Source organism: Rhizobium sp. NZLR10 (assembly GCF_019685125.1).
GTDB lineage: Bacteria > Pseudomonadota > Alphaproteobacteria > Rhizobiales > Rhizobiaceae > Rhizobium.
This window is the reverse complement of record NZ_JABDWE010000009.1, coordinates 198675-213728: the sequence shown is the minus strand read 5'-3', so window position 1 is coordinate 213728 and position 15054 is coordinate 198675. Positions and strand designations below refer to the sequence as shown.

Below are 15054 nucleotides of genomic sequence, written 5' to 3'. Positions count from 1 at the left end.
AGGGCGAACAACTCTCCGATGCCGAATCGGCGGGGCGTCCGCAGCGTCGCCGTCATGATTGGCGAAAACGTTGAACCACTCGAAGAAATCACAGCCAACTCAGACAACATCGCCAACGGCGAAATGCACGTCAGCGGCGGCAGCGAACATAGTAGTAGAGCAGATCCTGTTTAATCTGGGTCATATCCTGGCGAAGTCGTTGACGCGTTCTGCCGGCGGTGAAACGTGGCATCCTCCACGAAAGCAGGAATTGCGCTCGCCAGACCGTCAGTGAACATCGAACATAAGATATGTCTGTGAATATAGATCAAAACGTCTGCTTGAGGGATGGAAAGACGATCAAGGGTAGTTATCAGTGTGCCGTGTGTGTGATTTAAGGTTGAGATGATCAGAATGGAAATTATGTCTACTGAGCGACGCTATTTTGATGTGGCCGTCGTTATTCCTCTTGAGGAAGAGTGCCAAGAGTTTCTGGAGGTGTTCGATCTCGGCGAGGACTTCTCAACAGAGTTTTTGTTCCGATCGGCGATCAACTTAGCAAACAGTGATCTTACAATGATCGTTATTAAGCAAGAGGGTATGGGGCGAACCCACGCTGGCAACGCAATAGCGTCAGTTTTGGAAGAGTTCGATATTGGCCTGGCAGTATGTTTGGGTATCGCTGGCTCGTTGAGCGACGATCTACAGCTTGGAGACGTATGTTACAGCACTCAGGTTTTTGACGTTCTCGACAATGCAAAAGCAAGTGACAATAAAGGCGGTATCGATATCGAATTCTCGCCAACCCATTATCGGACGGATCGATCCCTAGTCGCGTGCCTGAACTTCATGCGTTTAAAGAGAGAATTGAGGCCTCTTTATAAAGCTTGGAGGTCCGATCGTGGCGATTTCGCAAAGACGCTCGTTCCAGGACCATTGGTCGGGAGGAAGGGAAGAGCGGAAAGCCTTCACGAACCTAAGGCCTTGGAGGGAACAGTTGCCTGTGCGGCGGTAACGAAAAGCGAGGAATATAACGAGAAGCTACGTAAAATTGACCGCAAAGTCTTAGCTGTTGAGACGGAGAGTGGTGCGGTTTATGAGAAGGCTTCCGCTAAGGCGATTAGCGCTCTGACGATCCGTGGCATTTCTGACCATGCTGATGCTACTAAGAACGAGTTAGAAGCCTCGTCGCGAGGAGGCGTTCGCAAGGCAGCTGCCGCCAACGCTGCACACTTCCTACGGCTACAGCTTGGCAACCAAGAATTTGTGGATTACCTGAAGAAGAAACGCCAATCGAATGGCAAGTTAGTTCAACCCGAACCGAACGCAGTCAATGGCGAGCGTTCCCTTCAAGAAATATTCAATGAAGCGGAATCCGTAATTCGCACAAAACTCAAGGCGCTTTGCCCAGAGTATCAGCTGCAGGAGAAAGGCTATCGACTACCGGTGCCGCGTCTGCGCAGGACCGAGTCTGATCGAGATATCGATGATATTGATGACCGCCATCCCCGTGATATTCTGGAGGTGCTAGCGACGAAGTCAGCAGTCGTCATCACGTTGCCCGCAACATACCCCGATGACAGTATTCCGTGGGTAATTGCCGATCATCTATTGGCTAACAGCGTCGGAGACGCACAAATTCTCCCTATCGTGATAGATGGCAATGCAATGGCGCCGCCTCGAAATTCTCTAGCGAGCCTGTCGTCGCCGTCCGTGCCGTTAATTGATGAGGGCTCGGGCGTTCAGGTCGTGTACGTCATCGATGGGCTGCCACTTTCGTCACGGATCAAAATGAATTTCATTCGGGGCGAGATCAAAGCAAGATCCGAGGCAAAGTTCATCTACATCTGCAAAAACGAATCTAGGATCGTTGAAATCACCGAATTCGCGAACGAGCAATCTGCCGACCTTTGCCGTTTATGCCCTGTGTCTTTTCACGACATAGCATTGTTTCTCCAGAAAAATTTCTCAATGTCGTCCTCCGAAGCTGAGGTCGTGGCGTTTCGTTTAAATCGCACTTTCAATAGGTTCGAGTTGGCGGCCCACCCGACCTATTTTGCCGGTATACCAAAAGAGACTTTAGCGGCTTTGTTACAGGCTAATCGCAGGTCGGAACTTATCCAACTCGCGGTAGACGGCTTCCTGACGTTTGTTGTGGCGGATGATAAAGCGGACATTTCGCTTAGCCGAACGACACGCTCTCGGTTTCTGAGGAAACTCGTGGTCCAGCTGAACGTCGAGAAAATGTCTTTCTCACAGTCCGAACTTGTTGCCTTTACGCAGGATTTCTCCAAACTATATGATTTTGCAATTGATCCTCTCAAATTCATACAGGCGTTTGTCGATAAAGGTATAATTCATTTCGACGCGGGGGATAATGTCCGATTTTCTCTGCCTTTTGTCGAGAAATACCTGCTCGCCAGTGAACTTTCGCAGGATAATATTTTGGCTGAAAAATATTATGATTTCAATGCAACTGATTTTGATTTCAACTCGTTCGATATATACTGTGAAATTGGTGCGGCAGATGTATTGGTTGGCAAGTACCTCGCGCTTACGGACAACCTCATTGCCCAATATGGTCTCCAATCCGACGAAGAACACCTTCTTATCTCGGGCAACATTCATCCCGTAATGCTAGGTTCCCAAGACAGACTGCAAGTGTTGCACAAAAAAGTGGCGCAGGCCCAGGATGATATCAAAAACAACAGGGGCGACACCAAATCGAAGCAACGGATGATCGATATGATCGATCATGTGAAGGAAAAGGTTGCTGAAGAGAGCCGGCTCGAAGCCGAGCAGCCAGACGAACAATTCGCCGAAAGCCATCCGCCAGACCATCAAAACCTCCATCACCTACAGCATGCGATCGGCGTTTGGGCAGTCGGCGTTATCATATTAGGCTCTGGCGCCGAACACCTGACGGGTAAGACAAAGCAGAACATCACAAAAAGCATCGTTAGGCTCGGAAGCGCTTTGACCCATCATTGGACGAGCGTTCATGCGGCTATCGACTTTGCGAAGATGAAGCGTGAGCTGGCGACCGACGAAAATGTACTGCACTTTTTCCGGTCGAACGGCAAGCATCCTGAGGATTTAGTGGAAGCCAAAAAGTTCATCGAAACAATGGTCGATGTGATCGAGTATTACATGCTGTCGCAACCGATGCGACGAACCTTGGAATATCTCTGTGAGCAGGCACGTCAACGAGTTCTCGCAGAAAGCGTTGCCAAACCTTCGTTCGAGCATCCTATGGAGAAAATTCTACATAGTGCGTGGTTAACCGACATCGAAAGTGGTCGTGGAAAGGATGCGCTTTACGATGCCATTCGTGCGCTTCCCCCGGCAACGTTCCTGCGTATCAATCTTGCTTCACATTTTTTGACACGGGTTCATTGGAGTCACTGGCGAAAGGATGATCGCTTGCTTCTACTGGATATGGCGGTAGAGGCAATCAAGCCGTTAGATGTGTCGATTAAGAAGGGAGAGCTAAAACGAGCTATCGAGAAGGAAGCAGCTGAAAAGAAGAGGGATGTCGAAAAGAAGCTATCGGATGGTGGCTAAAATTGCGCTCGCCAGCGCTAACATAGTCTTTTATGCGGAACTGTTCCATCCTGGGTCGGGTCGCTCGTGGGGAAGCTGATTTATTCCTAAGCTTCTTCAAGCCCATGGAACTTCTCTCGACAGTCAGCTGATCGGACGACTCGACGAACCAGCTCTTTCACGAATTGCTTTACATCTGCGACATCATGCTTTTTGAGCTGAACGGAATTTTTTGGGTGGGCTGGCGAATGTGCGTCGGCTCGTGGCTGCCATGGGGGAGTGGGATATTAATCGGCTGTACCTTTGCTGAATCTGCTGCGAAACTGTTCACCTCTGTAGGTGCGTAACCGCCGGCGCAATAATCTAGCGTGGGCGCGCCCAACGATTCTCGCGGCGACAATTACTTTCGTTGAATGTGCACGAATAGTAGCTGACCCTGCTACCTCATCCGGAAAACCGGACTCTCGGGAAAACCTTTCGCATCCCAAGGCAGCGTGGTTGTGGTCGAACTTGTTTCGACGGCAGCCACGTTTGTGGCTATGAGACCGCCTGTGTCGCTAGGAATGTTCCGGGAGCGAGCGCGTAAGCGTCCGGTGAGGGCCGTCTTGCGAGGTTGAGACGAACATCGGAAGTCCTAGTGCAAACACTAGGAGTAGTCCTATGACGAAGCATCAGATTGAAGTGATCACGTCTGTCGAGCGCCGGCGGCGCTGGTCTCAGGAAGATAAAGAGCGGCTCGGTTCATGGCGACGCTGATCATGAGTGCCAAGCTCAACGACATCGATCCGCAGGCTTTGGCTTGCTGACGTCCTGGCCCGAATCGCCGACACGCCAATCAGTAAGCTGGAGCAATTGCTTCCGTGGAATTGGCAGCCACACGGACTGAACGCTCAAGCAGCCTAACCTGCGGCCGTCACCGGATGCTTACACGAGCTGATTGGCGCGATAAGAATGCCGTTCGTTTTTTGCTTTGCGGTGTGTCGCTCGTCCAGCGAAACTAGTCGGTTCTACCGCAAGGGGAAGCTAGGATGTCCGTTTCCGACCTGCCGAGAACGCTTTCTCTGCCGGCCGAATATAATGGTGGTCCGAGTAAACTGACTTCGGCGTAACCGGTGTTCTTCCCACGCGTTATCCTGTCAGGAATCTGGTGTTCGACTTTCAATACAAGAGCGAAGGAAGTGTTTCCGTCGCGGCTGAGATTCTGCGAATAAATTCAACTCATTGGCGATCGATCCGATGGTGACGAAATACTCAATCCGACCAAAATGTCGGGGTTTTCAGATAGAAGGGGAACTTTTCGTGCTGCTTGAGGGAGTCATAGCTGTACATGACCACTTCGAGGTTTGGCCATCGGCAACGGGAGATTGTCAGATCAAACATTTGCGGACTCAAGCAACGCTTCACCGCGCTTGCACAATACTATATCGTGCCGAGTTGTGTACTCGAACACCAAAGTAGAAAGCTAAGCTATGGCGATTTGCCAAATATATCAGAAAATATATTATTGTTAAATATTGATCTATGGCGGAGCGCCGTCTAGACCTGCTCAACACGCGGCATGGGACTACCCCGGTCAGCGAGGGGAGGCTTAGATGAACCGACGTGACAAAATGCATCCAAACGAAGTCAGGTGTGATAGCCCGGAAATGGGGAACCGTCCCGTAGTGACCGGCATGGAGCTGAGCCTTGAAAAATTGTCGACATTGCAACAACCACCTGCCGAACACGAGGCAAGGATAGGCCTGGGCCTAACCAAAGCACATCTCGCCACCAAACACGAACCGGAACAAATGCATCAGATCAGATGGTCTCTTTCAAAATCTGAACGTGTCTTTGATTGCGCTGGAGGCGATTCTGACAACGGCGAAACCATCGCTACTGATGGACAGGTCGAGGCTCTTGCGAACCGCGGCTACATCAAATCCGCCGAAGCCTATAATCAGCTGATTGATAGGAGTAACCGATCGGCAAAATTACTCATCGACGGTGAGGCCGACACACGTCCACCGAAGAGCTATCATGTACATGTTGATTTTGAAATCTGTCAGTACATTGATGGCACTTCCAGGCCTTGGAGACACGGTTCGCTTAAAGGGCGGCCGCTTGCGCGTAATACGACGGGGGTAGACATTGGACCAGCGCGCCATCCCGACGCAGCCTTGTGCCTATGGCATTGAACTTAGCGGCAGAATGCGATAGCTGCCAATTACGGCCGCGGCTGTAATACAGGTGGTTGATCCCGAATCTGGTTCGGGCGTGAAACGCGGTGCCGGTATTGTAAGGGTCGACTAATTCGACCTTCAATTCGAAGCGACCGTCCGGTCTCAAAGCAAGAAGCTCCTGTAGGGTCCTTGAAGGATATCGACAGAGGAAAACTATCAAATGCGGTGTTGCAAGAACGCGCCCCAAGGTCGTGGGGGTGGCTCGAATTTTTCTACTGAACCAGAACCTGCAAAGGCCGATATTGCCTACGATGCTATTCGAAGAATTCTCCACAGTAACGGTCGTGTGCCGGAGCAACATCTCAGGGAACAGGATCTAGCGTCGAAGCTCGATCTTGGTCGAACACCAGTTCGCGAAGCGCTTCAGCGGCTCGCAGCTGAAGGGAAGATTCAATACATCCCTCAAAGAGGCTTTTTCACCAGGCCGATGTCGGAAAGAGCTCTGTTAGATGTTTATGTTGTCGGACGAGAAACCCTGATCTCGGCATTGAATCGAATGCGGCCGCAGGTCCCAGAGAGCTGGACCGTGGCGGATAAATTGTCCTCTGACGAACTTGCCTTAAGGGCAGAAGCGATATTCACTAAAATCGCGCAAGAAGCATCGAATTGCGAGGCTTGCAAAATCGTCCACCGGTTCTGTTTTTGCACTCACCCTTTACGAATGGAACTAACTGCGTCGGAACTTCGGCCCGCGTTTGTTGAAAGCCTCGAGAAGCTAATTGACGCAATGTCTGAACTAGGCACGGCGACGACCCTGGTGGAGTCCGCGTTGATGAACCACCTTGATCTAGAACAGGGTGCCGTCTCAAGGATTGTACAAGAGGTGAACGAACGTGGATTAACAGGTTTTCCGGGGCCTGCGAAAACTTTGTGACATTTCAAACTGTCATCTCGACGAATGATCCTAGTCAACGAGCCTGAAGAATTTTGTCGAGTGCCGCGCATATCTGCGGCTGCTGCGGGCAATCCAAAAGCCGACGTCGGCATCACCTACCAGCATTTTAATTATGTTGCCAAATCAAAGAGGCTGCCGCCATCCCTTCAGCATCCCAGAATACAGCGATGGCAGAGCGAAAGGTGCTTGTGTCCTATCGGGCAACGCCCTCCGTAGGTTTCCATTTGCCGCGGCTTGGCCAAGCCAGCTATGTTGATCGAGCGACGTTTTCAGCCGAAGTCTCAAAAGACATTGTGCCAAAGATCATAACAGCCAACGGGATCGACGCTGCGACCTTGAGGACAGAGGTTACGCCGGGCGGGTATCTCCTCAAAACAAATGCATCGCTTCAGACCGAGGGTGATCTCGATGATGCCGCGGCGGATAGGCTTGCCAGCTCGCTAGGCTACGTCTTGCGTCAATATCGCGTTCTTACCTCTCGCCTCGACGACACGACAGGTAAGACAGGCCTTGTTATCGTGCGGTTTCCGCAGGGCAGCCTTAGCGCCACCGTGGCGCAGAGATTCTTCGAGGCAGCGGATGCAACGAAAAATGGCTTGGGCGGCGGATATAGCGTAGTCGGTGACGAGCAGATCTTCCTCAATGCGACGAATTCCGAAGGAAAACCTTATAGCGGACTCGATGACGCAAGCTTCCTAGACGGATTGAGGCGCGCAGCCGTATCGTTTGGCAGCCCTAAACGAAGGGTTTCTTCCCTCGGCAATGCGATCGCGCGCTTTATTGGGAATGATTGGCAGAGGTCAACAAGATGCGAGGGCTATCAAACCTTGCTTGGTGGATCGGACGGCGAGTTAGTGAGAAAGCTCGACGAGATCAGCAGGTGTTATGCATTCCTCCTCGCGAAGACAGCCGACAGCAAGGGTTGGGCCAGAGATGAATAAGGGCCGGACGAGGACCTACGCTCAAGTCGCTGAGCGAACTCAAAAGGCTTTCACGAAACGGGCCTCGCTGGCGACACTATTTGAGGATCGCACGCCGGCCACCTGGGGCCGCGCCGGAGAAAATCTCACTGCTGCAATGCTCAGAAATTGAGACGGCTTAATCCAGCTATAGTTCTAGAATATCTTAGCGCGGCGATTTCCACGCTTGAGTGGTCACCATCTTTGCCCAATCTTGTCAGACATTCGGTTCACAAGCGACCGGGATTGCGGCATCGCGGTAGCTGAAACTGATGCCGTCTGATCGCCGTTGGAACAAATGAGAGTCGTCCAACATTCGTTATTCAAAGCGTTCAATATTAGTGCGGATCGCATCACCAGCCACCGATTTCACATTCGACGGAGGATTGCCAGGACGAGCCGTGCCGCAGGGAGTCCTTATCTCGCCGGAAAGGTACTGGCCGCTGTTGCAGGGCAGCATGTTGACGTCGAGAAAGTCGCTCCTCTTCAGGGAGTTCTGATACGCTACGACTTCTTTCATCGACAAGGGGTTCGCGAAGACCGTCACTCCCTCAAACCCCGGTAACGCCTCAATTGGCTCAATCATGGGCGATGTCTGACCGGGCACTGCTGCAGCGCCAATAACCCATGGGCCAACCGATCCGAAAATGACGGATTTCGGACGATCGGTTGGCGTGCCAGAGCTGAAAGGAGAATGCGGGAACCCACTGTCGAGCACTGCCTCATCCCACTGGTAAGCTGTAAACGCTAGAAAATATGTGTATGGCGCAAAACGGTCCATGCGAACTTTGCCGTCTGGAGTAAAGGTATAGTAAATCCACTCAGTGCCGGAGAATGCCCCTGTTGGCCCCACGACGTTCATGTCCCAGGGCTTCTGCCACCATGCAGTAGACGCCATGTCGCTTTGAAGCAGGCTTTTCGCGAATGACCACTTCTGACCATTCGGATTGGGTGCAGCTCCCAATGCGAATGATAGGTAAGCATCGTTTGAATTAGAACTTAGAAGCGATAAGGCGCTGCCGCCATTAGGAACAGTATTTTCACGGGTTTTTTCGACCAAAAGGACAGTGAACCCCGTGTCTGGTCTGATCGACGCGCTTCGACTAGTCTCGATTGACGTGCGCGGTGGAAGGTTGAAGGAAGTCTTGTTGGTATAGAAGTCAAATGCCTGCCTCGTATCTTCGGGCACCGGATAATCCGCTTCTGCCGCCGAGTCGTGTATGTACAGCTTTGGAAATTCCCCGAAAATGGGCACTACCTTCGGTGTGAGCGTCTGAGATACTTTCTCCGACGCGCTTCTAAGGCAATTGGCTTCATTGGTACATGATGCCCCTTGCCCTTCTCCAGCGACAAGACAGCCCAGCGCGGAAGACAATAGGAAGATTTTTATTCCATTATTCATCAAAACATTCCCTTTTTGAAAGCGGAGGTCTTGCTCTAGCGAGTGAGTTCGGAGGTGTTGCGGCGCCGTATCTGGCGCAGCATATCGCCGACTACGTCGGGCCAATCAGTGGTGATAAGATTGGTACGATTGACGAGCGCCATCTCAGGATCTCCTCGGTAATCTGGTACGATCCCTCGCTGAGCGGTCGATTTCGGATCCGTGTTGTGCTCGAAGCAGCATTTTCCGGCGCTGTTTGCGACGCCCTCTGGAAAGTAGTTACTTTCATGATAGGTGGCGAAGCCCTGCAGCTGGTCGATATAGTCGAAATATGCCTGCAGACCGTCACCTTTATAGAATTGGTTCATTTCAAACTGAATGGAGAACGGCACCACATTCCATTGATCGTAGATTGGATCCTCGTGGGGATCATAGCTGGAATCCTTCACATTCTCGTCATCCGGGTTTTCGACGACAATCAGCCCGCCAATGAGGTTGGGGTCGTAGGTTGTCCGATTTAGAATCGTGCCGACATCCGCCGCATCCTTTGCTTTGAGCTTGAATACAACGGCTTTGCTGAGTTTCGCATTTCCCTTGCTCGCGAGAATGTCAAGGCAGCGTTGCATGAGCTCGATGGGATCAGTAGGGTCCTGATCATCGACTGCCGCCTTGATATCGACGATCATCACGTACCCATGACCATCATCGGAAACATATTCGGCGAGTAGATCGAGCGCGGCGGAGAATGTTAGGAACTTCGCCTTTCGCCCTTGTGAATCCGTAAAAACGCGGCCATGTCGGTCCCGTAGATCGGCCTGTCGTAGCTGCGACAAGTTCTGATTATATAATAGGCCGCTTCCAGTTGACTCGCGCTCAATCCTGTAGTCGTGAGATAGAACGACTTCTTTGTCTGCGGTGAAGCGGGCATCGACCTCCACGCTCTCAATCTGCGAATTCCAGGCGTCTTGCAAGGCATAGGCTGAATTCTCAGGATAGATCTCCCAAGATCCGCGGTGCGCAGATAGCAGGACCAAGTCGTCATCGGGTTTCGGCAGCTTGAACATGTTTCTCGTAATCGCACTTACAAGATATGGTGAAGGCTTTACCGGAAGTAGCGCCTCTGCTGCGGCGTAGGATGGAATACCGAAAGCAAGAAGAGAAGTTAAAGTGAGCGATGCACGCAAATCACGTCGGCCGCCGAGGTAACCGAGACGCGAGGAGCAAAAATTCACAAGCACTGATGCCACATTGTTGCTGGTGTCCATAAAGATTCAGAACCTTTCGATGAGAATTTCGGGTAGCTCGCTACTTTGTACGGCTTGTTCGTGCGGCCTTTGCAACAGCCCATCACAGCAGTGGCTAAGGCTTGGGGGAGCGAAATCCTGGGGGTGCCCGTAGTGCGAGGAAGTTTTTAGCCGGCCCACTATCGCTGCGATGTGCCGGCAATAACACGCTCTTCAACATCAAGATGATCCATAAATCGGCTTCCACCCAAGGCGCTGCGTTGCCACGTCGTGACGTCGCGTGCTCAAGCGTTGAGAGAGCTGTCATGAAAGCAGCTTGGAGCTCCGGCGCAATTATTTCGTCCTAGCGTAGCCTCAGTTGAGAGGAAGCAGGGCTTTCTTCATTAACGCCGCTTCGCCATACGATGTTTGGACGTGATCAATTGCCCGCCAGCCGCTCTTCTCGTAAAGAAGTTGCGCGTCCTCTGTTGTCAGATAAAGACTCTTGCAACCGAAGCACGATGCTTCGTGCTCGAGCCGCTCGATCAACAACCTGGCTATTCCTTTTTTGCGGTGAAATGGATGGACAAAAAGCGACTTAAGCCAAGGGGATAGATGAGATTTTCCATCGAAATCACGATCAGCCAACGTGACCATTCCTACCGGCAACGCGTTTTCGATGGCGACTAGTGTTAGCGGCATCGAGCTTTTTGTTGCCGCTTCAAACTCGTCTCGCGTTTGTTCGTACGAGCCATTTGATTGACAACCCCATTGTCCGAAAGACCAACTTGCGCAAATGGAAATGAAATTCGGAAATCTTTCTAGGTACTCGATCGTTACCGGAGTTCCAGCTACCATTGCTTTCTCGGTCATAGTGTCTCCATTTTTTGGCGGGCCGAGCAATCGAGTGACGATCGGTCAACTTGAGGTGAAGCCCCTGCACTAGTCAGCTATCGGACCTCACGATATATCCTGCACGGTGACGCCGCGATTCAAGACGGGTCGCCAGCACGCAACAGCGTGATCACAAACCTGCTAAGATTTGTGGCAAGGCGGTCATGCGGCTAAACAGCTTAGTGGCACCTGCCTCCATCAGTTTGTCTCCGTGCCCAGGAAGGCAATGCGAAGCACCTACGAAGCCAATCACCATCATCCCGGCTGCCACCGCCGCCTGAGTTCCAGCAACGCTGTCTTCGATAACGAGACAACTGCTAGCCGGTGTGTTCATATTCTCTGCTGCAAACAGAAACAGATCCGGCGCAGGCTTACCACGCGCAACTTGCGAAGCGCTAAAGACATGGGGCCAAAAGTAATCATGTAGGTCCGTGACTTTAAGCGCCAAGGAAAGCTTTGCAGCATCGCTGTTCGACGCCACGCACTTCTTTAAATTAATGGTCTCCAAGGTTTGCCGAACGCCGCTGGTTGCACGCAGATCGCGAGGATATCGTTTTGCAAGTTCGGCCATCACACATTCATGATGATCCTCCGGTAGGCGTAAGTCGCCCTCGGATTCTATGACGGAATAACTTTGCTGGTCAGTCATTCCTATGAAGCGATCGTTATACTCTTCAGCCGATATGATGTAGCCGCATTTCGCCAAAGCTTCGATGTGAACCGCAGTTGCAATTAGCTCGCTATCGACGAGAACCCCATCGCAGTCGAAGATCAGTAGTTTCGGACTTTTTGAAAAAGACATTAGTAGTCCTCATTATAGAACGACTCTGAGTTTTGCCCCAGTGCCAGCTTTCAATCTTCCAGGCATTGAGCAGGGTAGGATTGTATCCGATCGGATGTTGACCATTTCGGCACTGGGAAATTGACGCGTGGTGCTCAGCCGGAAATTGCTCCTGCGGCGATCTTCGGACCTTGCTTATGAAGAGCATTCCAGACCTTGTGAAACGCCTCTGCATAAAGCCGCATCAATTCGCCGTCGTTGGGCGGCGCAATCTCGGAGACGTAAAACATCGTATCCAAGAGTTTCACTGTATTTGGAAAATCGGCGGACTTCCAGTTGTCGCAAATGTCTGGGAGATATTCGAATACCGGCTTCGTGAGCCAAACACAGATAGGCACGCCTTCAGCCTGCAGCGATTTGACCACGAAATCCCTTGCAGCCGGGCCTGGTGCGAAGCCAAGTGCCGCAGGTTCGATCCGGAGGGGAAAGTTGAGCATCGAATGGTCGCAGTCAGATGGATTAAATAGAGGAAATATACCCACAAGCTCGCTGATCATCTCCCATAAAAGCTTGCTATTTTCTCTTCGGATTTGCAGTTGCGTATCAATCTCAGTGACTCGCAAGTTCGCTATAGATGACGAGAATACGTTCGGCCTGTAGTTGTACCCTTGGGAATAGGGCGAGAATATTCGCGCTCCACTCCGAGACGAGCTGGACAGCGATACGCGATCAACATGTGCAATCAAGTTGGCGTCCTCAGTAATGACAAATCCCAGTTCGCCGGCCCCAAGGTGCTTGGCGCCGTTTCCGGATAGAGCGAGCGCGTCTGCATCAAGATGCGCACCGCCGACGATTGCTTTCGCGGCGCCGATCGATTGGCAGATGTCGTCGATCACAGCAATGCCTTGAGCTCGCGCTGCAGACCTCGCGTCGGGGACGAGAACATTGTTTCCGAAAAGGTGAGTGACTAAAACTGCAGCTACATTAGGGCCGAACTTTTCAGCGGCCGCGCGCTGATCAATCCCGGCCAAGTTCATGTCGACATCAACGAAGACGGGTTGGAGACCGCTGATTTTGATTGGTCCTACCGCTCCTGGCCAATTCAGTGCCGCGGTAACAACTTGCTCGCCTCGCTCTTTGACGTAGTCGAGTTCGATGTGAATGGCCGCCGTTCCGCTGCCGACAGCGCGCACTTGCCACTTCCCAGTCCACCTTGCAAGGCTTTGCTCCAAACCGCTCACAATTGGATGATTAACGCGGTGATATTTTCCACCATCCACGACTCCACGCAGGGCATCCGAGTGCCTCTTCTCCGCGGCGGGCCAAGGTGTAACACGTCCCTGAGGGACCACAGGCTTCCCACCGAAAACGGCGAGCTTCTCGCCTGAGAAAGCACCTGTCGTGTTGCGAGTTATGAGTCGTAGTGCACCGAATCCGTTCATCACGTTCTCCAATCATGCTCACTAGAATGCTGATCAGCCCACACAAACGCTAGCACTGCTTTCCCACGTATGATAGCTAAAATAGAGTATATCAGAAAGTATATTTTAAAGTAGATTTGGAGCAAGCGAGTTAAAAGAAGTATTTTCTGAATATTTGTTGTATATTGGCGGATAGGCGCCTAGGGCGTCACTTTGGTCAGCTTCCGCGCGGAGCACGTTGGAAATTTCAACAGTTTTTTAACGGCTGGGCGGACAACTGGGATCACTGAATGAGGCTTGGGACGGGAACCGGCCAAAGTTTCCCGCAACGCCGGGTGCCTATTGAAGAGGCGATGGACGAACAGCACATTGCCCCGAGCTCATAATCCGAGCCCACCGAATGGTGAAGGAACGGTTGCCCTCCGCTAGTACTGGCCGTTGGTGGCAATGGAATTCGGCAACAGGATTGGATGCTATGGAATCCTTGATAAGAAGACACGAAGCTCATCGACTGGGTGAACGCGAGGGCAGTCCTGACGATCACCATAATGATGAGAGCACTAAGGGTGTTGTACTGGCTCAAAGATTGATTCCAACAGGAACCTTGGGCCCTGCGAATCGGGGCCGATTGTTGCAAGCCTTGTACGACATTGGACCATCTAGCAGAGCGGATCTCGCACGCCTTACCGGTGTGACTCGAGGAACTATCGGAGGGATTGTGCAGCCCCTGATCGATCAGGGCGTTCTTGCGGAAGGAGAGGTGATACCTCCCAATGAAACAGGCGGCAAGCCGGCTACCAAGTTGTGGTTTTCCAAGGATGCAAGGCCGATATGCGCGGTGCTCCTGCTTCACGACCGCGTGAGTGCGTGTCTGGTCTCTTTGGAGGGCGAGGTCTATGCTCAGCACGCCGCCAATTTTCCGAAGAACCTAACACAGCCCTCCGACGCATTCGGTATCATAAGCACCTGTGTCGAAGAAACCATCACATCCGGCAACCCGATCTTAGGGATAGGTGTAGCAGTGGCAGGAATGATCAATACGGAGACGGGCACAATCGTGACCGTCAGTCTCGGGCCATTCCTGGACGGCTTACCGCTCGAAGCCGAGTTGCACAAAAGATTCGGAGTTACCGTGTGTGTCGATCAGGATACCAGAGCCTTGCTGGTTGGAGACCGATGGTTTGGACAAGGCCGCGGTCGGAGAAACTTCGCCTCTGTCCATATCGGCGAGACTTTGGGTGGGGCGCTCTACCTTGATGGGCATCTCTATCGGGGACCCGCAGGTGCAGGCGGTGAAATCGGTCATACGACCGTAGACATCAAAGGTCGGATATGCCAGTGCGGCCGACGCGGATGCTGGGAAACAATCGCCAGCTCGAAGTGGTTAACGGACGAGGCCAAGGTCAGGCGGTTGCCACAACCTCGCTCGTTGGATGTGAGCCGATTGTTGACTCTGGCCAACGACAATGTCCCAGGCGCAAGAGGATTACTTCGCGACTACGCGTTCAATATTTCGGTCGGCCTGGCGAACCTCCAGCAGTTCATGGCGCCCAATTTTATCGTTATTCACGGCGACATCGTACGAGGGGGAAACCCCATGCTTCATTTAATCCAGGAAAGCTTCCGGGAATTGGTATTCCGTCGCCCGGGCGATGAAATTGCCCTTGCTTTCGGAGATAGCGAATGCCTGGCGGCTTTACGCGGTGCCGCCAGTCTTCTTCTTTCTGAATTGCTGAATTTCGTCATCTAAGGACAT

General features: G+C 52.0%; 10 protein-coding genes and 1 pseudogene. 6 read left to right on the top strand and 5 right to left on the bottom strand.

The annotated features are described in order from the left end of the window. Nucleotides 1-393: 393 nt before the first annotated feature. The 5 genes and pseudogenes from HJB82_RS15880 (at nucleotide 394) to HJB82_RS15860 (ending at nucleotide 7580) form a co-directional block, all read left to right on the top strand. Nucleotides 394-3543, top strand: a complete 3150-nt coding sequence (locus HJB82_RS15880; RefSeq protein WP_221140599.1) for a hypothetical protein — start codon at nucleotides 394-396, stop codon at nucleotides 3541-3543. A gap of 713 nt (nucleotides 3544-4256) precedes the next feature. Next, a pseudogene (locus HJB82_RS15875) lies at nucleotides 4257-4425 on the top strand (transposase domain-containing protein); the annotation flags it as partial. A gap of 689 nt (nucleotides 4426-5114) precedes the next feature. Continuing rightward, on the top strand, nucleotides 5115-5699 hold the full coding sequence (locus tag HJB82_RS15870) for a hypothetical protein (RefSeq protein WP_221140597.1): 585 nt from the start codon (nucleotides 5115-5117) through the stop codon (nucleotides 5697-5699). A 205-nt stretch (nucleotides 5700-5904) separates the two neighbouring features. After that, a complete protein-coding gene (locus HJB82_RS15865; RefSeq protein WP_221140595.1) occupies nucleotides 5905-6618 on the top strand; it encodes a GntR family transcriptional regulator in 714 nt (237 codons plus the stop codon). 188 nt (nucleotides 6619-6806) lie between these two features. Further along, on the top strand, nucleotides 6807-7580 hold the full coding sequence (locus HJB82_RS15860) for a hypothetical protein (protein WP_246638995.1): 774 nt from the start codon (nucleotides 6807-6809) through the stop codon (nucleotides 7578-7580). Between the two features lie 337 nt (nucleotides 7581-7917). Here HJB82_RS15860 and HJB82_RS15855 read toward each other — a convergent pair whose 3' ends face one another. From HJB82_RS15855 to HJB82_RS15835, 5 genes are all read right to left on the bottom strand, one after another. Continuing rightward, nucleotides 7918-9000: a hypothetical protein gene (locus HJB82_RS15855; RefSeq protein WP_221140593.1), complete on the bottom strand. Its 1083-nt coding sequence runs from the start codon at nucleotides 8998-9000 to the stop codon at nucleotides 7918-7920. Between the two features lie 35 nt (nucleotides 9001-9035). Then, the gene (locus HJB82_RS15850; protein ID WP_246638996.1) at nucleotides 9036-10244 is read right to left on the bottom strand and encodes a glycerophosphodiester phosphodiesterase family protein; all 1209 of its coding nucleotides are present in this window, start codon (nucleotides 10242-10244) and stop codon (nucleotides 9036-9038) included. Nucleotides 10245-10577: 333 nt separating this feature from the next. Next, a complete protein-coding gene (locus HJB82_RS15845) occupies nucleotides 10578-11075 on the bottom strand; it encodes a GNAT family N-acetyltransferase (RefSeq protein WP_246638997.1) in 498 nt (165 codons plus the stop codon). Between the two features lie 151 nt (nucleotides 11076-11226). Further along, nucleotides 11227-11898: an HAD family phosphatase gene (locus HJB82_RS15840; protein WP_206990321.1), complete on the bottom strand. Its 672-nt coding sequence runs from the start codon at nucleotides 11896-11898 to the stop codon at nucleotides 11227-11229. 134 nt (nucleotides 11899-12032) lie between these two features. After that, nucleotides 12033-13319 (bottom strand): DegT/DnrJ/EryC1/StrS family aminotransferase, encoded by a 1287-nt coding sequence (locus HJB82_RS15835; RefSeq protein ID WP_221140592.1) that lies wholly within the window; start codon nucleotides 13317-13319, stop codon nucleotides 12033-12035. A 454-nt stretch (nucleotides 13320-13773) separates the two neighbouring features. On the opposite strand from HJB82_RS15835, the gene HJB82_RS15830 reads away from it, so the two are divergent. Beyond that, nucleotides 13774-15048 carry an ROK family protein gene (locus HJB82_RS15830; RefSeq protein WP_221140591.1) on the top strand — a complete coding sequence of 425 codons (1275 nt, stop codon included), beginning with the start codon at nucleotides 13774-13776 and terminating at the stop codon, nucleotides 15046-15048. The last annotated feature ends 6 nt before the right edge of the window (nucleotides 15049-15054 follow it).

Excerpts from the sequence above, each read along its gene's own strand:
- HJB82_RS15830 (WP_221140591.1), top strand. The coding sequence starts at position 13,774 with ATGGAATCCTTGATAAGAAGACACGAAGCTCATCGACTGGGTGAACGC.
- HJB82_RS15860 (WP_246638995.1), top strand. The coding sequence starts at position 6,807 with ATGGCAGAGCGAAAGGTGCTTGTGTCCTATCGGGCAACGCCCTCCGTA.
- HJB82_RS15835 (WP_221140592.1), bottom strand. The coding sequence starts at position 13,319 with ATGAACGGATTCGGTGCACTACGACTCATAACTCGCAACACGACAGGT.
- HJB82_RS15870 (WP_221140597.1), top strand. The coding sequence starts at position 5,115 with ATGAACCGACGTGACAAAATGCATCCAAACGAAGTCAGGTGTGATAGC.
- HJB82_RS15840 (WP_206990321.1), bottom strand. The coding sequence starts at position 11,898 with ATGTCTTTTTCAAAAAGTCCGAAACTACTGATCTTCGACTGCGATGGG.
- HJB82_RS15845 (WP_246638997.1), bottom strand. The coding sequence starts at position 11,075 with ATGACCGAGAAAGCAATGGTAGCTGGAACTCCGGTAACGATCGAGTAC.
- HJB82_RS15880 (WP_221140599.1), top strand. The coding sequence starts at position 394 with ATGGAAATTATGTCTACTGAGCGACGCTATTTTGATGTGGCCGTCGTT.
- HJB82_RS15865 (WP_221140595.1), top strand. The coding sequence starts at position 5,905 with ATGCGGTGTTGCAAGAACGCGCCCCAAGGTCGTGGGGGTGGCTCGAAT.
- HJB82_RS15850 (WP_246638996.1), bottom strand. The coding sequence starts at position 10,244 with ATGGACACCAGCAACAATGTGGCATCAGTGCTTGTGAATTTTTGCTCC.
- HJB82_RS15855 (WP_221140593.1), bottom strand. The coding sequence starts at position 9,000 with ATGAATAATGGAATAAAAATCTTCCTATTGTCTTCCGCGCTGGGCTGT.